The sequence below is a fragment of the Chryseobacterium ureilyticum genome, from assembly GCF_900156735.1.
Lineage (GTDB): Bacteria > Bacteroidota > Bacteroidia > Flavobacteriales > Weeksellaceae > Chryseobacterium > Chryseobacterium ureilyticum.
The window spans coordinates 150,669-170,901 of sequence record NZ_FTOL01000001.1; the positions used below are offsets into that span (position 1 = coordinate 150,669).

A 20,233-nucleotide genomic window follows, 5' to 3' on the forward strand; every position below is an offset into this window, starting at 1 on the left:
AATTATTCTTGAATTTATTTTAGTTTTTTTTATCTTTTTTTATCTTTGTCGCCACGCGTATTGATATTATAAACTAGACATGAAAAATGAAATAAAATCCTTAACCGGATTAAGAGGAATTGTAGCACTATGGGTAACCTTTTTTCATTTTAACTGTTTCACCAATTATTTTATCGAAAGTATTACAGGAAAAGGATATTTAGCAGTAGATATTTTCTTTGTTTTAAGTGCCTTTCTATTAACGATTTCTTATTCCGGGAGATTTAAAAGTCTGACATTTAAAAATATTACAGATTTTTATAAAAAGAGAGTGAACAGGATTTATCCAGTGTATATTTTGTCGGTTATTATCATAGCATTATTTCTTGTAGATACTTCTAAAACCAAGTTTTTAATCAATGCAGCATTAGTACAATGCTTTTATAATCCTAATTACTCTCTTAATATTGTTTATTGGTCATTAAGTACAGAATGGATCTGCTATCTGATATTTCCTTTCTTACTTTTCTTTATTATACGCTTTAAAATACGTTGGGAAATACTCATTATACTAAGTCTGATATTAAGGTTCAGCTTGTTATATATTCCTGATAATCTGTATTTACAATCTGATCTTCCCCTTAAAACCGGAGAATCTTCAAGGTATATGGATGTTTCACATGGGTTAAGTTCTCTTGTAAGGACGATCTCTTCTTATTTTCTGGGAATAGGAGCCGCTCTTTTACCGAGGATCAATTCGGAAAATAAAAAAAACAATTACATCATGTATGCCTCTTCACTGGTATTTCTACTCTTGTTATATACTGAAAAAGGATTGTTTTTTATTCCATTAGTTTCTGCCGTAATCATTAAATCTCTGTATATAGGAGGAACCAATTATGTAAAAACATTGATGGAGAGCAAAGCCGTTTATTTTTTAGGAAACATTTCATATTCACTCTATATCATACATTATATTATCGTTCAGCATGTTGTTAAAGGAACCTATTTTACACTTACATCCTCGCATCTTCTGAATAGTTTTTTCTTAATAGCGGTTTCTATACTATTATCTTACTTTTCTTATATTCTGATTGAAAGAAAAGTGAAGATATTTAAAGTCTGAGTTGTGCTTTTGTTTTAATATTAATTACTTTTGCAGTATGACCTGGACAGAAATTTTAGCACCGATAAAGAGTACGGAATACTTTACAACCCTTTGGGAAAAAGTAAAAAATGAATATGCAACTACAACGGTTTTTCCACCTAAAAGTCAGATTTTCCGTGCATTGGAACTTACAGCATTTGATGATGTTGAGGTCGTTATTATTGGGCAGGATCCTTACCATAATGATTACCAGGCAAATGGTTTGTGTTTTTCCGTTTCTGAACAAGTTACAGCACCGCCATCCCTTAAGAATATTTTTATTGAATTAAAAGATGATCTTGGTGTAGTGAGAACCTCCAAAGAGTTGGATGATTGGGGAAAACAAGGCGTTCTTCTACTGAATGCAACACTTACAGTTCGTGCCCATTCACCAAACTCTCATAAAGATTTAGGTTGGGAAAAGTTTACGAACTATATTATTAAAGAAATTTCCGATAAAAAAGAAAACGTAGTCTTTGTATTGTGGGGCGCTTTTGCACAGAAAAAAGCCGAACTCATCGATCCGGCTAAGCATTTTATCATAAAATCGGCGCACCCGTCACCATTCTCTGTGTATAGAGGGTTTTTCGGAAGCAAACCTTTTTCAAAAATTAACGAATATCTTACATCAAAAGGGAAAAATCCTATTTCTTGGTAGAGTCGGAAGGAATTTCCATATTTTTGATACTAATTCCGATCTTATATTTTCCGGCTAAAGCACTTGTTCCGCCTTCTGCTTTTGGATAAGGAGTAACTTCCTCTAATGTAATGGTACGTCCATTGAAATCAGCAGACTGGCGATAGTTTTTCCCCGGATGATTCATCGTGGCAAGATATAACATCATGGGGCGGGTAGAAGTTCCCATTACCTCTACCTGAGCTACTGCAACACCAGCCCAGATACAATTTACACCTTCAGGACATCTGCTATCCTCCGAAATTCCTTTAAAGGTAACATTCATATCAGAATCTCTGAGAAATTTATTTTCTCCCTCATTCAAATAAATGATGCCATTCTTTTGGTCAGAAGTCGTAGTGTTCGTAGACATTTCAGTGTTTTTTTTGTCTGCTTTTGTTTTCTTTTGGGCATCGCATCCTGTTAATGCAAAAATTCCCAGACTGAATATGATGGCTTTATGGAACATGATTTCTATTTTTTTAGGTTAAATAATATCAAACATATTAAGAAGTACCACCAAAAACATTGCCACACCTACTACAAAGCTGAAACCGGTTCCATAAATAAATCCAATAAAAGCTCCTTTGGTAGATTGTAATGCCTTATTCATATCCTTGCTGTCATGGAGTAATTCACCAATGAAGACTCCGGCAAACATTCCGATCAGGAAGCCTAAAGGAATAGGAATAAAGATCCCGACAATAGTTCCAATCACCGATCCTATGCTTCCCCAGCGCGTACCACCATATTTTCTGTTGGTTTTTGCAGGGATTACATAGCTTAATACAACAGAAGCTGCTGTAAGAATTCCAAATGCCCAGATATAGATCATCGGAAGATCTGCATCTGTCCCGAATTTATAGATCAAAAGCCCGCAAATACTGAGTAAAAGCCCCGGTAGAACAGGAAGAAAAGTTCCCAGTATTCCAACAAATAATAAAATAAGACAGAGAATATTAATAATAGTGTTATCCATTCTTTAAAATATAAACGAAGATAAGAAAAAAGTGAAATTATGAAAGGTTTTAAAATTTGGGATGAAAATTGATTGGGAATAGTAAATTCATCATTCTTAATTTTATAAATTTGCTGTAATGAAAGATGACCTTCAAGATACCAGGAACTATTTGCAGGAATTAAGCGAACAGTTGTACATTTATATCACACAGATTTCTCCTACCGGGCTGGATTGGGTGATTCATATAATTGTAAAGCTGGCGCTGCTTTGTGCTGTATTTCTGATTGTAGATTTTGTACTGAAGTTTGCCATCAATTTTGTTTTTCGTCTTTTTCATGATGAAACAAAATTTCCGATTCTGAAATCAATTTATCAGTCTAAGATCACCAATTCCGTTGCTCATTTTATAGCACTTACCATTGCAGGAGGGATACAGGGATCTATATTTCCCGAAGGAGCTTTACCTAAAACAACCATTTTCATCATACGATGTATTAATCTGGGATTAGTAATGATTCTTGCGGGAATGCTTTACAGATCATTGTCTGCATTCAGGAATTATTTCTCCATCAAGCAGGATTTTTATAAAATAATGGCACTCAATGCCATCTCAGAAACTGTGAAAATCTTAGGGATTTTTGTGTTTTCTGTTGTAGGACTTTGTGTAATCTTCGGGATCAAAGGAACTACAATCGTAGGAAGTCTTGGGGCAATAACAGCAGTTTTAGTACTTGTTTTCAGAGATACTATTCTGGGATTTGTTACCGGTATTCACGTAGCTACGTCCAAGAATCTTAAAGTAGGAGACTGGATCAGCATTCCCAAATACAGCATAGAAGGAAATATTACAGAAATAAGCCTTCTGACTACAAAAATCACCAATTTTGATAAAACAATTTCTACCATTCCTACCTATGATTTCCTCACTACGGAGATTAAAAATATGCAGGTAATGTCTGAATCCAATAATAGAAGGATTAAGAAATCTATTTATTTTAACATCAATTCTTTTAAATTTCTTAACGAAGAAGATATTGACCGCTTAAAAGAGATTAATCTTATTGCAGATTATCTTGAGCAGAAAAGAGTTGAAATAAGAAGAGAAAAAGAAAGCCTGAGCAATAACGATAAAACGATTAACGGAAGACAATTAACCAACATCGGAGTCTTCAGATATTATGCACAGAAATATATAGAAAATGATCCTGATGTAGAGAAAAATGCCACAAGAATGGTTCGTCAGCTGGAAATTACACCACAAGGACTTCCTCTTGAGATCTATTGTTTTGCAAATGATTCCAAATGGGAACACTTTGAACAGATTCAGGCAGATATTTTTGATCATTTGCTGGTAGCTTCAAAAGAGTTTGAGCTTCAAGTAATGCAGGTAAGTGTAAAAGTATAAAAAGAGAAAGGTAATACTTACTCAAAAAAAATAAATTCAACTTAAGTGATAATGGAATTAGAACATCAAAAAAGAAGTAATAAGTCTGGAATTACTCCCAGCATCCAACTTCAAGGTTCTAACATCCTTTGTCTAATATCTAAATAAAAACATGACAAAACTAAGCGTAAACATCAATAAGATTGCGACCTTAAGAAATGCTAGAGGAGGTGAAACACCAAGTGTGACAGAAGCAGCTATTAAAATTCAGGAATTTGGAGGACAGGGAATTACCATTCACCCAAGACCCGACGAAAGACATATCACAAGAAAAGACGTTTATGATCTGAAACCATTTGTAACTACTGAATTTAATATTGAAGGAAATCCGCATCAGTCTTTTATTGATATGGTTTTAGATGTGAAACCTGAGCAGGTAACTTTAGTTCCTGATGCAGATGATGCCATTACTTCAAATGCCGGTTGGGATACCAAAAAACATTTAGACTATCTTACAGAAATCGTTGCTGAATTCAAGAATGCAGGAATCCGTACCTCAATTTTCCTTGATCCGATGCCGGAATTGGTAGAGTATGCCGCAAAAACTGGAACAGACAGAATTGAGCTGTACACAGAAGCATATGCAAAAAATTACCTTTCCAATAAAGAACAGGCGATAAAACCTTATTATGATACAGCTGTTGTGGCAAATGAATTCGGATTAGGAATCAATGCCGGACATGATTTAAGCTTAGAGAATCTGAAATATTTTGCAGACAACATTCCGAACCTGTTGGAAGTTTCTATTGGTCATGCTTTGGTCTCTGAAGCATTATATATGGGATTGGAAAATACAGTTCAGTCTTATTTGAAGAGATTAGCAAAATGGTAATTTTCACATGTAACATTTAAAATATGGAAATCTTAAACTCAAAAATATTTGGCGAAGAATCTACAGCTACGCCACTTTTGGTATTTCACGGATTATTTGGAATGCTTGACAACTGGGGAAGCTTTGGAAAAGACCTTGGAGAATATCTTCCGGTACACCTGATTGATCTTAGAAATCATGGAAGAAGCTTCCATTCAGATGATATGTCTCACGATGATCTGGCGGATGATATTGTACGTTATATGGATTATTACGGGATTCAGAAAGCCCATGTTTTAGGACATTCTTTAGGGGGGAAAGCGGTAATGCAGTTTGCTATAAAATATCCTGAGAGAGTAGAGAAATTAATCGTTGTTGATATTTCACCAAAAGCATATCCTCCACATCATCAGGGGATTATTAAAGCTTTGGAAACAGTGGATTTTAATACTGTTTCGTCAAGAAACGATGTAGAAGCTGTTTTGAATCAATATATTCCGGAGAAATCTACGATACAGTTTTTAACTAAGAACCTTTATTGGGATGATAATAAAAAGCTGAACTGGAGATTTAACCTTAAAACCTTAGCAGAAAAATATACTGAATTCGTTTCTAATGCTGTAAAGTTTGGAGTATTCAACGGTGAAGCTTTGTTTATTGCAGGATCAAAATCCAATTATATCTTACCACAGGATGAATTTGGAATAAAGCAACAGTTCCCTAAAGCAAAAATTGTTACTGTACAAAATGCAGGACATTGGGTTCAGGCAGAAAATCCAATTGATTTCGCTAACGTTGTTAAAGATTTTCTTGGTTTGAATTAATTATTTACGCTTTATTTTGAGTAAATGTTAAAATTTTCTTAAAATCTAAAAATATTTCTCCATAAGTTGAAAATTGTGTATTTTAGATTATCAAAAAATCAAAGATATTTACTTATGGAAAACAAAAATTCAAAAAAGAAGCCGTTTTTCGCTGCATTTCTTGAAAAACAAATTAAAGATCCTGAAACTGTAAAAGGAGGAACTGATATCATTACTATTCCGGAAAGAGACGTTATTACAAAACCTAGCGTAGATACTGTAACCTCTCCATCAACAGACCTGGAACATACTATGAAGTATCCTTCTGACGGTGATGATGATGCTATTTTATTGTAAAATGGACTATTTATAGTAACATATTAACAAAATTGTAATAATAAGGAAACTTAAACTATTTAAGTTTCCTTTTTTAATAAAAACTGGCAAATGATTCTCTGTATCACCCACTCGCAGGATTTTTATACTATAGATCTTTTCTTTGAATATCTTTCTTCCAAAAACATACCTTATTTCAGACTGAACTCAGACAAGCTGAATCACTTTCAGAAAATAAGTGTTGATCAAAACTCGTTTGAGATCATTGACGAATCCGGTAATGGGATTCATTCTGATGATATTCAGGGAGTATGGCATAGAAAAGCATGGAGAATAAGTATTCCTGAAGAACTGGATCAGGATTATGAAAACGTTTTTCTAAAAGAATATACTAGTCTTCGTTATAATCTTTTCACTGTTCTTGAAGATATTCCATGGATCAATCCTTATGAAAAGGAAAAAAAGATGGATGGAAACAAAATGCTTCAGCTGAAAATTGCTCAAAAGAATAATCTTACCATTCCGAAAACCATTTTTTCCAATGATGAAGGGAAAGTAAAAGCTTTTTTCCATGAGTATTGTTCAGGAAAAGCGATTGCAAAACTTCATGATGCTACAATCAAAACAATGAATGGTGAAAATCTGATTTCTACTATGATTATTGAAGAAGAAACATTGGAGTATCTTTCGGATATTGTTTATTGCCCAATGATTTTTCAACCTTATATTGAAAAAGAGTATGAGTTGCGTATCATGTATATAGACGGAGAATTCTTTACAGGTAAAATTAACAACAGTGAAAATGCAGACTGGAGAGTAAGCCAGAAAGGCTATTTCTGGTCAGATTATGAGCTGCCGCAAAATATCAAAGAAAACCTGACTTTCATGATGAAAGAAATGGGACTTTATATGGGCGCAATTGATATGATAAAAGGAAAAGATGGGAAGTATTATTTCCTCGAAGTTAATCCGCAGGGGGAATGGGGAATGCTGCAAAAAGAACTGGGCTTTCCTATAGCAGAAAGAATCGCCGATAACCTTATAAACCGAATCAATTTCCATGAATAAAATTTTAATTATAACACATACAGCAGACAATTTTTCAATTGAAAAAGTAACAGAATATATTGATAAGAATAACTGTAAGGTCATTCGTTTCGATGTTGATTTATATCCTTTGCAAAATAAACTTTCCACTGTATTTCAGGACGGAGAATGGGTAAGTTTTCTTGAAACTTCCAAAACAAAGTATCGTCTCGATGATATCTCCGCGGTTTGGTACCGTAGAGCTTATAATATTGGAAAAGACTTGAAAGAAGAATTAGACCCAAAATTCTTTGGGGCTGCTATGGGAGAGATCCGAAATACATTGTTTGGCTTCCTTGAATCTGTGGATGCTTATGCATTAGGAAAACCTAGTGTTTACAGAAGATTGGACAGTAAAGAAGAGCAACTGAAGATTGCTGATAAAATAGGACTTACCATTCCGGAAACCTGCCTTACCAATAATCCTGAAGATGCTAGAAAATTTATTTTAAAACATAAAAATGTTGTTGCAAAGATGCAGACAGGATTTGCAATCTATGAAGACGGAGTGGAAAACGTTGTGTTTACTAATGTTGTTCATGAAGATAAGCTTGAGGAACTGGATTCACTTTTGTATTGTCCGATGCAGTTTCAGAAAATGATTGAAAAGAAAAAAGAACTTAGAATAACTGTAGTTGGTAGAGATGTTTATGCTTTTGAAGTAGACTCTCAGCAATTTGAAGATGCTAAAGTGGATTGGAGGAAAGACGGTGTTAATCTAATCGATAAATGGACCAGAACAGAGCTTCCGAAAGATATCGAAGGAAAACTTTTGGACCTTCTTGATGTTTACAATGTAGATTACGGAGCTATTGACATGATCGTTTCCCCTGAAGATGAGTATTATTTCATTGAGATCAATGCTGCAGGAGAATTTTTCTGGCTGGATAATCTTACAGAAGGAAATCTTATCTCTAAAAGTATTGCAGACCTTCTTTGTGATAAAGCTCCGAGAAGAAATAATATGGTTTTAGCTTAAATAAAATATTCTTTTAATATCAGGTCCTGGAAGTTTTTTCAGGACTTTTTGCTTTTAAAGAGATTTATATTAAAACCATTTTGTAAAAAATTTAAAGCTCTTCCAAAGGAGTAAGATTTTCAAGTCTTCAGTTGTGATCTTCAGGAAAAGCGGAGATTTTTATAAAACTCTTCTCATCCACCCAGCTTTTAACTTGAAAGTATCTTAAGTGTTAAAAAAAATATGTCTTTTGATTTCGTTAAATCTTTAATTTGGAGTTAAAATAAAGATGCTCACTTTTTCAATTCAAGTTTTATCGTTTTCAGAATGATAATATTGGTTAAATAAACTTGAATTTTGCTTTAAAAATCGCAAATTTGCAAAAGCAGTTTTTCAATGGAACTTTTGCAGGAACCTGAAGAATTGCCGGATAAAAAATATTGTCATATTTTAGTCAGCAATCAAGTAAAATAATTAATGGTTTTTGTAACGGGTGCAACCGGAATTCTGGGAAGAATAATCGTGCTGGAGCTTCTTAAAAGAGGTAAAAATGTGCGCGCTTCCAAAAGACCGGGTAGCAATTTAAACGAAGTAAGGCATTCATACAGCTTTTATATAGATAATCCGGATGATTTTTTCAATAAAATCGAATGGGTAAATGTTGATTTTGATGATTTGAATTCATTGAATGATGCATTAAAAGATGTAGATGAGGTCTATCACTGTGCCGCAAAAGTAAGTTTTCATCCTAAGGATGAGAAAGAAATGTATCATACCAATATTAAAGGTACAGAGAACTTATTATTTGCCTGTGAGGGATCCGATGTTAAAAAGTTTCTTCATGTAAGTTCTGTTGCCGTTTTAGATAATTTTAATGAAAAAGGAGAGCTGGACGAAGAGTCTGATTTTAATCCGAAACTGGAACATTCTGCGTATGCTATTTCCAAACATTTATCTGAGATGGAAGCATGGAGAGCTTCTGCAGAAGGTTTAAATGTGGTGATTATCAATCCTGGAATGATCATAGGAAGTGGAAACTGGACCCAAAGCAGTGGTGAACTTTTTTCAACTTTTGAAGACAACAGTTTTACATTTGAAGGCGGTTCTGCTTATGTAGACGTAAGAGATGTTGCAAAAACAGCCATCGAACTGATGGAAAATAATATTTTTGGAGAAAGATTTATTATTGTTTCCGAAAATAATAAATACGCAGACTTAGCAAAACAGATCAGAACAAGATTAGGTCTTAAAGAGGCAAGAATTCTGACGAGGTCTCAATTAAATATTGGAAAACTAGCCAACACCCTTTTAGGATGGCTGATTCCAAAACTGAGAATGGCTACAGAATCGAATATTGAAGCTATCTCTTCATTCAATACCATTTCCAATCACAAAGTCAAGGAAAAACTGAACTATCAGTTTATTCCAACAAAAGAAAGTATAGACTTTCACCTGAACAATTATATTAACGACAAAAAGCTGAAGAAATGAATCTTGCAGAGGCAATAATCCTTAAAAACGTAGAAAAACACCCTATAAAAGCGGCAATCGGTTTTAAAAAGAAAGATGAAGCCTGGAAAGAACTGAGCTGGAAAAAATTTGGTGAAATTATTTTTAAAACAGCCAATGCATTCAAAGCAGCAGGAGTTCAGGAAAACGATAAAGTGGCAATCTATTCGGATAACTCTTCCGAATGGGTGATTGTAGATTTGGCAGCAATGGCTATTGGAGCTATTACAGTTCCTATCTATTCTACAAACAATGCTGAACAGGCGGAATATATTATAAATGATTCAGGGGCAAAGGTAATTCTGGTTGGAAATCAGATGCAGTATGATGCTTGTCAGGAAATATTACAGAAAGAAGAAAATAATCTTGAAACCATCATTGTTTCTAAAAAAGCAGTATGGATTAAGAAAGAATTCAATAGCTTTTATCTTGAAGACTTTATTGCAAACTCTTCCTCGGAACTGGAAATCTGCAAAAGAGAAAACGATGATACAGCTACATTGATTTATACTTCCGGAACCACCGGAACACCAAAAGGAGTAATGCTTACTCATGGAAATTTCATTAAGGCATTCGATTCCCACTTTGAGTTTTTTAAATTTAAAAATTTTGAAGAAGAACTTTCCCTGGCTTTTTTACCATTAAGTCACGTTTTTGAAAGAAGCTGGAGCTTACTGTGTTTATACGGTGGAGCAAGAGTTTATTTCTTAGAAGATCCAAAAAATGTAGCGAAAGCATTGGAAGATGTAAAACCTACAGCCATGTGTGCTGTGCCTAGATTCTTCCAGAAAGTATACGCAGGAGTATTAGAAAAAGCTGAAGAAGGATCACCATTAAAGGAAAAAATCTTTGATTGGGCATTAAAAACCGGATGGGAAACTGCTGAATTAAGAAGAAATGAAAGACCAATTCCTTTTGGATTAAAATTCAAACAATCTATCGCTGATGCTTTGGTTTTCAGTAAGATCAAAAATAAAATGGGTGGGAGATTATGGTTCTTACCTTGTGGAGGAGCTTCATTATCTCCTGAAGTGACGAAATTTTTCGAATCTGTGGGCATCCACGTGACTGTCGGATATGGATTGACTGAAACGACAGCTACTTTAACACTTTTCCCTTTGACACATTTTGAACATGCTACCAGTGGAAAACCATTGCCAGGTGTAGAGATCAGAATCGGAGAAAGTGATGAGATCCAGGCAAGAGGAAACGGAATCATGAAAGGGTACTATAACAGACCTGAAGAAACTCAGAAAGTATTTACAGAAGACGGCTGGTTTAAAACCGGTGACGCAGGAAAACTGGATGATAAAGGAAACCTGATCATCACGGACAGGCTTAAAGATCTGATGAAAACTTCCAACGGAAAATACATTGCTCCGCAGCAGATTGAAAATCTTCTTACCAATAATAATTTTATCCAGCAAATCATGTTGGTAGCAGAAGGAAGACAGTTTGTTTCAGCCTTAATTGTTCCGAATTTTGAATTCTTACAGGATTATATTAAAAAGAATAATATTCCTTTTACCAATTGGGAGGATGCTGTAAAAAATGAGAAGATAATCCATCTTTATAAAGAAAAGATCAAAGAATTACAAAGTCATCTTGCCGACTATGAAAAAGTAAAGAAATTTACTTTAATGCCAGCAGAGTTTGACATCAACACGGGAGAAATTACTCCTACATTGAAAGTGAAAAGAAATGTGGTTCTTAAAAAATATGCAGATATAATAGAGAAGATGTATTAAATGACTTGAAAACTACAAAGGCAAAAGTTTTAAACACTTAAAAGCTGGGCGGTCAAGTCTCAATCACTTAAATTAAACTATGACAACACAATTTATAGGAAAAGAAAATTTCACCATTCATACACAAACAGTTTCAGAAAGTTGTCCATCTAATATTGCATTGATTAAATATTGGGGGAAATATGACAACCAGATTCCGGCGAATCCAAGTGTCAGCTATACTTTGAATCATTGTAAAACCAATACAAGTATGGAATTTCTGGCAAATGAACCATTTTCTGTTCAGACTTTTCTGGCGGGAAATGAAGAAGTGAAGTTTGCTGAAAAAATCGAAAAGTATTTTAGAAATATTGAGCCATATCTTCCATGGATTTTGAAAGGAAAATACATTATCAGAACAGAAAATACATTTCCTCACAGTTCGGGAATTGCAAGCTCAGCTTCAGGCTTTGGAGCTATTGCAAAATGTCTGATGGCACTGGATGAAGAGTTTTCCGGAAAAACTTCAGAAGAAGAATCTCTGAAAAAAGCTTCATTTCTGGCAAGATTAGGAAGTGGAAGTGCATGCAGAAGTTTATACAACGGGCTTATTGTATGGGGAGAAACTGAAGAAGTAGAAGGAAGTTCCGACCTATTTGCTGTACAATATCCTGATGCTGAAATTCATGAAATATTCAAAAACTTCAACGATTGGGTTTTACTGATTCATGAAGGGCAGAAAAGTGTTTCTTCAACGGTAGGACACGGTTTGATGAATACAAATCCTTATGCGGAAAGAAGATTTCAGGAAGCAAGAGAGAATTTCGTTCCAATGAAGGAAATTTTAAAGAAGGGTGATATGGAAAGCTTTATTAAACTGGTAGAACATGAAGCGCTTACTCTTCATGCAATGATGATGATGAGTGATCCTGCATTTATACTGATGAAGACAGGAACTCTTGAGGTAATTAATAAAATATGGGATTTCAGAAGAGAAACAGGATTACCATTATTCTTTACGCTGGATGCCGGAGCAAACGTACACTTACTATTTCCAAGCAACGGTTCAGAAGAAAAGATAAAGACATTTATTGAAAGAGAATTATTGCAGCACACTCAAAAGAATGGGGTAGTGAAGGATGTGATGAGGTTTTAAAGACAAATATAATATTCAATAGAAGTGGGCTTTAGCCCACTTTTTTATTTATAAAATCCAAAGGCTTTAGCCCAAACATATTTTCCTTATTTTTATGATATAAAAAAAAACTATGAACAAAATCACCGCGATCTTTCTTCTCTTAGGTGGATTCTTTTTCGGACAACAGAATCAGGATATTGAAAAGCCTGTCCGTAATCTGTTTCTTGGGATGAAAAATGCTGATCCTGTACTTCTTAAAAGTGTTTTTACAGAAAATGCAATTATGCAGACCATTACAAAAGATGGTATGGTGAAAAGTGATAGTGTTCAGGACTTTATTGCTTCCATATCCAAGTTCTCAGCAGGTGATTTGGAAGAGAAAATCATCATTGATGCTATTCATGTCGATGGAAATCTGGCAAGTGTTTTTACTCCATATTCCTTTTACCTGAAAGGAAAATTTTCACATTGTGGAGCCAATAGCTTTCAGCTGGTTAAACAGAATAATGAATGGAAAATCCAATATATTATTGATACCAGAAGAAAAGAAAACTGTAAAGAAATTAAATAATAAGAAAGAAAAAAATATAAAATGAAGATTCACCATATAGCGATTATCTGTTCAGATTATGAGGTATCAAAGAAATTCTATACAGAGATTTTAAACTTAAATATTATCCGTGAGGTGTATCGTGAAGAAAGGCAGTCTTACAAGCTAGATCTGGCAATTGGAGAACATTATGTCATCGAACTTTTTTCATTTCTAGATCCTCTCAAAAGACCTTCCCGCCCGGAAGCATGTGGTTTAAGACATTTGGCTTTTTCCGTTGAAAATATAACAGGAAAAAGAAACGAATTGGTAGAAAAAGGTCTGGTTTGCGAAGAAATTCGAATTGATGAGTTCACAGGAAAAGAATTTTTCTTTACCCAAGACCCGGATCAGTTACCGTTAGAGTTTTATGAAATGTAAATTAATGTGCGTAGCCTGCAAAGAAGCTCACCGCCATGATAGCAAGGACAATTGAAGAAATGACTACATATACGTAGTCTTTTTCTTTTAAATAGCCTATTAAAGCGAAAATAATTCTCATCAATGGCGTAAAGATCAATAACAGGATTCCCAATTGAATGATTGCCATTCCTTCTCCTTTGCATAAAGAATCCCAAAACTGACCCCAAACTTTCTCAGAAGAAGTGCCTACCACTAGGCTGGTATATTTCTCAGGCATTACAAAACCTTCTGTGAACAGTTTAATAAAACCAATCAGGGAAGTTGCCACAGATAGAATAACGCCCAATCTCAAAAGATTTCCTACGGAGCGGTTTAGATCAACGTCTGTAAAATTCTTTTTCATTATCTGAAGCTTTTGTTGATACCGTTATACATCATGTAAATGGAAAGAATGGTAATAACAATCGCAAAAAATACTTTTAGTTTTTTGGTCTTTGATACCATCAGGGTTTTTGATCCTATGAAACTTCCTATTACAACCCCAATCAATACAGGGGCTACAATTACCGGAATGATTTCACCTCTCTGGAAATAAATCAGAGCACTTGCCACAGCGGTTACCCCAATCATAAAATTACTTGTTGTAGTAGAAACCTTGAAAGGTAGTTTCATCATATTATCCATTGCCAATACTTTCAATGCGCCAGAACCTATTCCTAAAAGCCCGGACATTGCTCCTGCAAACATCATCATAAAGAATCCCGGAACGGTATTTCTTGCAGAATAATGTTTTAAAACTCCTTTATCAGGGAATGTTCCGTATAGTTTTAGTTTTTCCTCTAAACTTCCTTTGATCAAAGGTTCCTGGTGGTCAGGTTTTCCTTTAAGATTTAAAACAACGGTCAGAAGAAGGATACTTGCGAAAATAATTCCGATTGTATTTGGATTAAGCATTCCTGAGACCAAGGCACCTACAATAGCACCGGCTGTGGTTGCTATTTCGAGAAACATCCCGACTCTCATATTGGTAAAACCTTCTTTAACGAAAGCTACAGCAGCACCGGAAGAAGTTCCGATTACAGAGATAAGAGAAGCACCGATAGCATAATGCATTGGAACGCCAAAACCTAGCGTTAATAAAGGAATAATGATAACTCCCCCTCCCAGCCCTGTAAGTGAGCCCAAAAGACCCGCAGAAATAGCGCCAAAGAAGAGTATGATGATTTCTGACATACTACAATTAATGTTACAAATATAAAATTATTGTAGTAGTCTGCCAAACATTTGAAAAAGATAAATTTAACGTATTTTTGCATGCATGAAAAGTGAAATGAAATTATTTTATGTCATCCTTGGGGCAACCCCTAAAGGACGTAATATTGAACAGCACGATGTGTTTTTCGGGATTGCAGAAAGTCTAAAGGACCTGGTTCCTGATATGAAAGACTTCTGGAAAGAGGCAGAAGGTAAGATCCATTTGGATTGTTATCAGGAAGTAAGATTTGCTGACGGATATGAAGTGAAGATCGTTGAAAAAGGAGAAATGGTATCTGAAAATCAGTTGTTTTTTCTTAATTTGGGAGGGTACAAACCTGGTTTTTTTGAAGAATTCCATGAGCAGCATTTAATGGTGGGACAGTCAATGGGTGAAATTGTAAAGAGAGCAAAAGCTACAGAATTTTACCAGACGATGGGATTTGAAGGAGCTGTAAGCCATATTGATGATAAGCATGGGGTAGATATTGATGATATTTTCAATGTGAATGATATTCTTCCGGAAGCAATGAAAGAAAAATATTCTATCATTCTTACAAAATCTGATGCTGAAAATCAGGAAAATCCAATGGGCTTGGGTTATTTAAAAATTGATAAAATTCAATAAGAGTAAATCTAATAAAAATAAGAAATGAAAATAGGAATTCTGGGAGGCGGACAGCTGGGAAGAATGTTGATACAAAGTGCGTTGAAGTATGATGATGAGTTTTATACTCTGGATCCGGCTTCTGATGCACCATGCCATAATATCTCATATTTTACGCAAGGAAATTTCAATGATTATGAAACCGTTCTGAATTTTGGAAAAGATAAAGACGTTGTAACCATTGAAATAGAACACGTAAATGCTGATGCATTGGCAGAACTGGAAAAGCAGGGAATCAGAGTGGTTCCGAATGCCAATATTATTAAAACTATTCAACAAAAAATTCTTCAGAAGGAATTTTATAAAGCTCATAATATCCCAAGCCCTGAATTCCAGGTGGTTTGGAACAGCGATGAAAAGATCATCATGCCTTTGCCATTCGTTCAGAAAATGAATACCGGCGGATATGACGGAAAAGGAGTACAGGTTATTAAAACAGAAGACGATTTCCAGAATCTATGGAAAGAAGCATCTGTGATCGAAAACATGGTTGATATTGACAAAGAACTTTCTGTAATCGTTGCAAGAAATGAAAAAGGAGAAACTAATACTTTCCCTGTAACAGAAATGGTTGCCGATCCTAAACTGAATTTATTAGATTTTAATGTGTGTCCGGTTTTGTTAACAGAAGATGTTCAGGAGCAAATTGATGCAATTACAGAAAAATTTTTGAATGCAGTAAATTCTCCGGGACTGTTTGCCATTGAATTATTCCTTGATAAAGAAGGCAAAATTTGGGTGAATGAAACAGCACCAAGACTACATAATTCAGGGCATCAGACTCAGGAAGGAAATACAAATTCACAATTTGAACAGATGTATCGTGTGGTAAAGAATCTTCCTTTAGCAGATACAGATGCCATTACTTACAGCGGAATGCTGAATCTGGTAGGAGCAGAAGGCTACTCTGGAAAGGTAGTATACGAAGGAATGGAAGATGTTCTTAAATTACCGGAAACTTATGTTCACCTATATGGAAAAACAGAAACTAAGCCTGGAAGAAAAATGGGGCACATCAATGTTCTTGCAGATTGCAGGGAAGAGTTGATGGAAAAACTTGTGAAAGTGAAGGGAATGATCAGGGTGATTTCAGAATAACTGAATTAAAATATATAAAATAGCTGTAGTGTTTTCTACAGCTATTTTTGTTTTTCTATTTCTCTCAGGTTCCAAAATTATCTGCTGAATTTGCTCAATCAGCGACAGACATTTTTAAAAAGGAATCTCCAAAGTTCTTCCTTTATATTCACCTTTTTCAATTGTAAAAAGAGCCACGTAAGTTCCTGCACCATCAGAATTCAGCATGGATATGTATAAAATATCATTGGCGCGGTCATAATAACAAGTTGTATTTTTATTATCAACCTGAAACAGATTTTCAATTTCTTTGGCTGGAATTTGAACTGTTTTGTCGCCTATTTGTGCCGTGATAGAAAGATAATGTGTCTTAGGAATGGTTCCGTCTAATCCCCAAACCTGCTGTTCTTTATAGTAATCTCCATCTAACGTAGAAGTAAAGTCTTTTTCATTTTCCTTAAAATTAAATTTTCCGGAAGCGATATTTACTTTAATATTTCCTGATTTAAAAATTGCTTTGTTGGCATCACGAACCGTTGGCGGAACAGATTCATACGATTTTATATATTTCAGTCTTGAATTATGAACATACCCATTGCTTACATTCGCCCAATTCTTATTGTCAGGCTCAAATATATAGACAATCTCATCCGAATTAAGCTTTCCGATGATTTTACTGTTTGCATCTGCATTTTCCCTTACGTTGACATAGCCGTCTTTATCTACAATTTTTGCAAACTGAGCAAATGATAATTGTACACTTAAAGCTGATACTAAAAGGAATATCTTCTTTGTTTTCAATGAATTTTAATTTTAAACAAAATTAGACTTATTATTTGAAAGTTGGAAGCTGGAAAAATAACAGAAGACTATTTATCTTACTCATTAACTTCCAGCTTCTTTTCTTCCTTACTTAAATATCTTCTGAATCACATTTCCAATTTCCATGAAATCCCCGTGATTACCTACAGAACGTATTTCCGGGCTATTTTTATCATATTCGGAGAATGGGAAGATCAACAGGTAATTATTGTCATTCAGATATCTGTTTAATAGCTCAGGGATGAGTCTCATTCTAGGAATATAAGATTGCATTCCGCGTTTTGCCATAAAAATGATAAGTGCTTCATCATCTTTAAGCTGAGTTGCCGTTCTTTCACCATCCTGCCATGTATTCATGATGATGAATTCAGCTTCTATATTGGCTTTTTTAATGATCTTCTGAAGGATATCCAAAATGTTTTCAGGAGCGTAAAACACAACGGTTGCACCAGAGTTTCTGGCAATATTCCAAACCCTTAAAAGTGCATGGAAGAATCCTGCTTCCTTATGTGCATTTTCAGGAATCATCACAGCATATCTTTTAATAGTCGAAAGAGGTTGTGCAGCGTGATATACCAATACATTTACATCATCATTCTGAAGATAACCATTGTAAAGATTGTATACGAAAGAAGGAGAGAACCCTTTTTCATCCTCAAGTCCAATGATAAGATCGGTAACATTCTGTTCTTTGATTACATTATTAACTCCATTGATGACGTCATTGTCGTATCTTTTGAGAGCTTGTAATTTCACATCTGCCGCTGCTGCGGTATCTGCTGCCTGGTGTAGTAATTTTTCCGCATTCTTTACTGAAGACTCGTTTTTATCTTCATTGATGACATTTAAAGCAAATAAATCTTCCGTATTGGAGTGGGCTTTGATCAGAATTCCAAGATTCACCATTCTTTCAACGGTTTCTTCGTGATTGATCGCCAGTAATATATTCTCTTCTTCATGACTGTTTCCGGAAACGGTATCTTCATTATCACTTTCAGCAATCTTTTGAGCACTAGCCATAGAGATGAAAGATGAAATGGTACATGAAATAAGGATCAATAAAATACTTCCGTTAAGAACGTGTTCGTTTAATAATCTTACAGGTTCTCCCGTTTCAGTTTCAGAAAGGATAATGTTATAACCTACCATTACAGAAGCAAGTGTTGCCGCCGCAGAAGCAGAACTTAATCCGAAGATCAGTTTTCCTTCTTCTTTAGTGAGTCTGAAGGTTTTTTGTGTAGCAACGGCAGCAAGATATTTCCCTCCGATAGAAGCTACAAGCATGATTCCGGCAACCTCAAGAGTTTCCCAGCTTTTGAAAAACACTTTAAAATCAATCAGCATCCCTACACTGATAAGGAAGAAAGGGATAAAAATAGCATTTCCTACAAATTCTACCCTGTTCATCAGAGAAGAAGTATGAGGAATCAGTCTGTTTAAAGCAAGCCCAGCAAAGAAGGCACCGATAATAGCTTCTACACCCGCAAGTTCAGCAAGCATTGCCGCAAGATAGATCATCACCAGTACAAAAATATATTGGGAAATTTTATCATCAACCCTTTTGAAGAACCAACGTCCTATGATGGGGAAAACAATAAGTACAATCAATGCAAAAACAATAAATGATACGGATAATTTAACCCAAAATTCTGTTCCCACATCCCCCTGAGACATTCCTACGATTATGGCAAGTACCAATAAGGCAAGAATATCTGTAATCATGGTACCACCAACCGTAATATTGACGGCTTTATTTTTTGCAATTCCCAACTTACTTACCAATGGATAGGCGATAAGGGTATGAGAAGAGAAAAGACTCGCAAATAATATGGAAGTCAACATAGAGAAATGAAGCAGGTAATACCCACCCAGATAGCCTAATACAAACGGGACAATAAAGGTATAGAGCCCGAAGGTGAGACTTTTCCACTTGTTTTTCTTGAAATCTCCCATATCAATTTCCAGCCCGGCGAGAAACATGATATATAAAAGTCCTGTAGTTCCTGTCACTACAATACTGCTGTCTCTTGACAAAACATTAAATCCGTTAGGACCAATGATGGCACCGGCGATGATAAGCCCGAGCAAGTGGGGAACTTTAATTTTATTCAGTAGTAGAGGAGCTGCAAGGATGATGACGAGTACCAATAGGAACTTCAGCACCGGATCTTCTATAGGAAGACTCAGATTGTGTATACTCAGTAAAATCATATGTGTTTATTTTGTGGAACGTACTAATTCAACAGAGAACTTAGCTGTGCAGCCGTCAGAAGTAATGGTTCTGGTTCCCTTGATTTTGTTGTCAGAGATATCATTAAGAAGAACACTCATTTCGACATTCTTTTTAGCAGTAGAATCTGTTTTGAAAGAAAGCTTGATTTCATTATTTTCAAACTTGCCGGAATAAAGTCTTACGAGATTATTGTTGTTTATGATTTTGGTAATAGGCTGTGTAGAATCATTATCGAATTCCCAAAGGTCTGTACGCTGATCACCTACTGCATAATCGCTGCAATTGGATTCTGTACAGATTACTTTCCCGTTCCAGGCTCCGGAAATCTCAGCAGGCCATACCGCTACCTTTACCGAATCTTTTTTTGTGAAAATGCTGTCTCTCATTTTTAGGAGCGACTGATATTCAGATTCTTTCTTAGCAAATGTTTTTTCCTTTTCTAATAATTGTTTTTCTCTGTCTGTCAGGTTTTTCTCCTTTTCCTTATAATCACAGCTCATCAAAAGAAATGAAGCTGCAAGAAGGATAAAAAATGTGTTTTTAAGCATATCGTATAGGTTGAGTATACAATATAGGAAAAAAATAAAAACGAGGCAAATTAACCCTTATATGAACTTCATAGAACTATCTATTTTTAGCACTAATGCACGAAT

At 35.0% G+C, this 20,233-nt stretch carries 22 protein-coding genes; 15 read left to right on the plus strand and 7 right to left on the minus strand.

The genetic code is table 11. The annotated features are described in order from the left end of the window. Window positions 1-79: 79 nt before the first annotated feature. Window positions 80-1,105 carry an acyltransferase family protein gene (locus BW983_RS00660; RefSeq protein WP_076549111.1) on the plus strand — a complete coding sequence of 342 codons (1,026 nt, stop codon included), beginning with the start codon at window positions 80-82 and terminating at the stop codon, window positions 1,103-1,105. Between the two features lie 37 nt (window positions 1,106-1,142). Continuing rightward, window positions 1,143-1,784: a uracil-DNA glycosylase gene (locus tag BW983_RS00665; RefSeq protein WP_076549113.1), complete on the plus strand. Its 642-nt coding sequence runs from the start codon at window positions 1,143-1,145 to the stop codon at window positions 1,782-1,784. On the opposite strand, the gene BW983_RS00670 is transcribed toward BW983_RS00665, so the two are convergent. Together BW983_RS00670 and BW983_RS00675 are read right to left on the minus strand one after the other, a co-directional pair. Beyond that, window positions 1,771-2,271 (minus strand): hypothetical protein, encoded by a 501-nt coding sequence (locus BW983_RS00670; RefSeq protein WP_076549114.1) that lies wholly within the window; start codon window positions 2,269-2,271, stop codon window positions 1,771-1,773. The two genes, BW983_RS00665 and BW983_RS00670, sit on opposite strands and share 14 nt — an antisense overlap. An 18-nt stretch (window positions 2,272-2,289) precedes the next feature. Continuing rightward, window positions 2,290-2,781, minus strand: a complete 492-nt coding sequence (locus tag BW983_RS00675; RefSeq protein WP_076549116.1) for a DUF456 domain-containing protein — start codon at window positions 2,779-2,781, stop codon at window positions 2,290-2,292. A gap of 118 nt (window positions 2,782-2,899) precedes the next feature. Here BW983_RS00675 and BW983_RS00680 point away from each other — a divergent pair, with 118 nt between their 5' ends. The 11 genes from BW983_RS00680 (at window position 2,900) to gloA2 (ending at window position 13,545) form a co-directional block, all read left to right on the plus strand. Continuing rightward, window positions 2,900-4,168, plus strand: a complete 1,269-nt coding sequence (locus tag BW983_RS00680) for a mechanosensitive ion channel family protein (RefSeq protein ID WP_076549118.1) — start codon at window positions 2,900-2,902, stop codon at window positions 4,166-4,168. Window positions 4,169-4,319: 151 nt separating this feature from the next. Beyond that, window positions 4,320-5,039 (plus strand): pyridoxine 5'-phosphate synthase, encoded by a 720-nt coding sequence (locus BW983_RS00685; protein ID WP_076549119.1) that lies wholly within the window; start codon window positions 4,320-4,322, stop codon window positions 5,037-5,039. 23 nt (window positions 5,040-5,062) lie between these two features. After that, a complete protein-coding gene (locus BW983_RS00690; protein WP_076549121.1) occupies window positions 5,063-5,842 on the plus strand; it encodes an alpha/beta fold hydrolase in 780 nt (259 codons plus the stop codon). A 114-nt stretch (window positions 5,843-5,956) separates the two neighbouring features. Continuing rightward, window positions 5,957-6,178 carry a microviridin/marinostatin family tricyclic proteinase inhibitor gene (locus BW983_RS00695; protein WP_076549122.1) on the plus strand — a complete coding sequence of 74 codons (222 nt, stop codon included), beginning with the start codon at window positions 5,957-5,959 and terminating at the stop codon, window positions 6,176-6,178. 90 nt (window positions 6,179-6,268) lie between these two features. After that, window positions 6,269-7,225 carry an MvdC/MvdD family ATP grasp protein gene (locus BW983_RS00700; RefSeq protein ID WP_076549124.1) on the plus strand — a complete coding sequence of 319 codons (957 nt, stop codon included), beginning with the start codon at window positions 6,269-6,271 and terminating at the stop codon, window positions 7,223-7,225. Beyond that, window positions 7,218-8,222: an MvdD family ATP-grasp ribosomal peptide maturase gene (locus BW983_RS00705; protein WP_076549125.1), complete on the plus strand. Its 1,005-nt coding sequence runs from the start codon at window positions 7,218-7,220 to the stop codon at window positions 8,220-8,222. Before BW983_RS00700 ends, BW983_RS00705 begins: the two co-directional genes overlap by 8 nt. A gap of 456 nt (window positions 8,223-8,678) precedes the next feature. Further along, complete coding sequence (locus BW983_RS00710; RefSeq protein ID WP_076549127.1) at window positions 8,679-9,692, plus strand: NAD-dependent epimerase/dehydratase family protein; 1,014 nt, start codon at window positions 8,679-8,681, stop codon at window positions 9,690-9,692. After that, window positions 9,689-11,458 carry an AMP-dependent synthetase/ligase gene (locus BW983_RS00715; protein ID WP_076549129.1) on the plus strand — a complete coding sequence of 590 codons (1,770 nt, stop codon included), beginning with the start codon at window positions 9,689-9,691 and terminating at the stop codon, window positions 11,456-11,458. The genes BW983_RS00710 and BW983_RS00715 overlap by 4 nt, the downstream gene beginning before the upstream one ends. A gap of 79 nt (window positions 11,459-11,537) precedes the next feature. Further along, complete coding sequence (locus BW983_RS00720; RefSeq protein WP_076549130.1) at window positions 11,538-12,593, plus strand: diphosphomevalonate decarboxylase; 1,056 nt, start codon at window positions 11,538-11,540, stop codon at window positions 12,591-12,593. A 112-nt stretch (window positions 12,594-12,705) separates the two neighbouring features. Next, entirely contained in the window at window positions 12,706-13,146 is a 441-nt protein-coding gene (locus BW983_RS00725) for a nuclear transport factor 2 family protein (RefSeq protein ID WP_076549132.1), read from the plus strand. Window positions 13,147-13,167: 21 nt separating this feature from the next. Further along, window positions 13,168-13,545, plus strand: coding sequence for an SMU1112c/YaeR family gloxylase I-like metalloprotein (gloA2, locus tag BW983_RS00730; RefSeq protein ID WP_076549133.1), 378 nt, complete (start codon window positions 13,168-13,170; stop codon window positions 13,543-13,545). 1 nt (window position 13,546) lies between these two features. On the opposite strand, the gene BW983_RS00735 is transcribed toward gloA2, so the two are convergent. Together BW983_RS00735 and BW983_RS00740 are read right to left on the minus strand one after the other, a co-directional pair. Next, window positions 13,547-13,930, minus strand: a complete 384-nt coding sequence (locus tag BW983_RS00735; protein ID WP_076549135.1) for a DUF1634 domain-containing protein — start codon at window positions 13,928-13,930, stop codon at window positions 13,547-13,549. Then, window positions 13,930-14,760, minus strand: a complete 831-nt coding sequence (locus tag BW983_RS00740) for a sulfite exporter TauE/SafE family protein (RefSeq protein ID WP_065392724.1) — start codon at window positions 14,758-14,760, stop codon at window positions 13,930-13,932. The genes BW983_RS00735 and BW983_RS00740 overlap by 1 nt, the downstream gene beginning before the upstream one ends. 97 nt (window positions 14,761-14,857) lie before the next feature. Here BW983_RS00740 and BW983_RS00745 point away from each other — a divergent pair, with 97 nt between their 5' ends. Together BW983_RS00745 and BW983_RS00750 are read left to right on the plus strand one after the other, a co-directional pair. Then, complete coding sequence (locus tag BW983_RS00745) at window positions 14,858-15,409, plus strand: DUF1543 domain-containing protein (protein WP_076550752.1); 552 nt, start codon at window positions 14,858-14,860, stop codon at window positions 15,407-15,409. 24 nt (window positions 15,410-15,433) lie between these two features. After that, window positions 15,434-16,546: a 5-(carboxyamino)imidazole ribonucleotide synthase gene (locus tag BW983_RS00750; RefSeq protein WP_076549136.1), complete on the plus strand. Its 1,113-nt coding sequence runs from the start codon at window positions 15,434-15,436 to the stop codon at window positions 16,544-16,546. Window positions 16,547-16,660: 114 nt separating this feature from the next. Here BW983_RS00750 and BW983_RS00755 read toward each other — a convergent pair whose 3' ends face one another. The 3 genes from BW983_RS00755 to BW983_RS00765 all read right to left on the minus strand — a co-directional run bounded on the left by BW983_RS00755 (window position 16,661) and on the right by BW983_RS00765 (window position 20,128). Continuing rightward, complete coding sequence (locus tag BW983_RS00755) at window positions 16,661-17,326, minus strand: SH3 domain-containing protein (protein ID WP_076549138.1); 666 nt, start codon at window positions 17,324-17,326, stop codon at window positions 16,661-16,663. Between the two features lie 108 nt (window positions 17,327-17,434). After that, entirely contained in the window at window positions 17,435-19,558 is a 2,124-nt protein-coding gene (locus BW983_RS00760; RefSeq protein ID WP_076549139.1) for a cation:proton antiporter, read from the minus strand. 6 nt (window positions 19,559-19,564) lie between these two features. Next, window positions 19,565-20,128 (minus strand): hypothetical protein, encoded by a 564-nt coding sequence (locus tag BW983_RS00765; RefSeq protein WP_076549141.1) that lies wholly within the window; start codon window positions 20,126-20,128, stop codon window positions 19,565-19,567. Between the last annotated feature and the right edge of the window lie 105 nt (window positions 20,129-20,233).

Coding starts and splice junctions, on each gene's coding strand:
- gloA2 (WP_076549133.1), top strand. CDS start 13,168: ATGAAGATTCACCATATAGCGATTATCTGTTCAGATTATGAGGTATCA.
- BW983_RS00690 (WP_076549121.1), top strand. CDS start 5,063: ATGGAAATCTTAAACTCAAAAATATTTGGCGAAGAATCTACAGCTACG.
- BW983_RS00670 (WP_076549114.1), bottom strand. CDS start 2,271: ATGTTCCATAAAGCCATCATATTCAGTCTGGGAATTTTTGCATTAACA.
- BW983_RS00735 (WP_076549135.1), bottom strand. CDS start 13,930: ATGAAAAAGAATTTTACAGACGTTGATCTAAACCGCTCCGTAGGAAAT.
- BW983_RS00715 (WP_076549129.1), top strand. CDS start 9,689: ATGAATCTTGCAGAGGCAATAATCCTTAAAAACGTAGAAAAACACCCT.
- BW983_RS00710 (WP_076549127.1), top strand. CDS start 8,679: ATGGTTTTTGTAACGGGTGCAACCGGAATTCTGGGAAGAATAATCGTG.
- BW983_RS00720 (WP_076549130.1), top strand. CDS start 11,538: ATGACAACACAATTTATAGGAAAAGAAAATTTCACCATTCATACACAA.
- BW983_RS00725 (WP_076549132.1), top strand. CDS start 12,706: ATGAACAAAATCACCGCGATCTTTCTTCTCTTAGGTGGATTCTTTTTC.
- BW983_RS00760 (WP_076549139.1), bottom strand. CDS start 19,558: ATGATTTTACTGAGTATACACAATCTGAGTCTTCCTATAGAAGATCCG.
- BW983_RS00665 (WP_076549113.1), top strand. CDS start 1,143: ATGACCTGGACAGAAATTTTAGCACCGATAAAGAGTACGGAATACTTT.
- BW983_RS00705 (WP_076549125.1), top strand. CDS start 7,218: ATGAATAAAATTTTAATTATAACACATACAGCAGACAATTTTTCAATT.
- BW983_RS00685 (WP_076549119.1), top strand. CDS start 4,320: ATGACAAAACTAAGCGTAAACATCAATAAGATTGCGACCTTAAGAAAT.
- BW983_RS00680 (WP_076549118.1), top strand. CDS start 2,900: ATGAAAGATGACCTTCAAGATACCAGGAACTATTTGCAGGAATTAAGC.
- BW983_RS00750 (WP_076549136.1), top strand. CDS start 15,434: ATGAAAATAGGAATTCTGGGAGGCGGACAGCTGGGAAGAATGTTGATA.
- BW983_RS00700 (WP_076549124.1), top strand. CDS start 6,269: ATGATTCTCTGTATCACCCACTCGCAGGATTTTTATACTATAGATCTT.
- BW983_RS00675 (WP_076549116.1), bottom strand. CDS start 2,781: ATGGATAACACTATTATTAATATTCTCTGTCTTATTTTATTATTTGTT.
- BW983_RS00695 (WP_076549122.1), top strand. CDS start 5,957: ATGGAAAACAAAAATTCAAAAAAGAAGCCGTTTTTCGCTGCATTTCTT.
- BW983_RS00765 (WP_076549141.1), bottom strand. CDS start 20,128: ATGCTTAAAAACACATTTTTTATCCTTCTTGCAGCTTCATTTCTTTTG.
- BW983_RS00660 (WP_076549111.1), top strand. CDS start 80: ATGAAAAATGAAATAAAATCCTTAACCGGATTAAGAGGAATTGTAGCA.
- BW983_RS00740 (WP_065392724.1), bottom strand. CDS start 14,760: ATGTCAGAAATCATCATACTCTTCTTTGGCGCTATTTCTGCGGGTCTT.
- BW983_RS00745 (WP_076550752.1), top strand. CDS start 14,858: ATGAAATTATTTTATGTCATCCTTGGGGCAACCCCTAAAGGACGTAAT.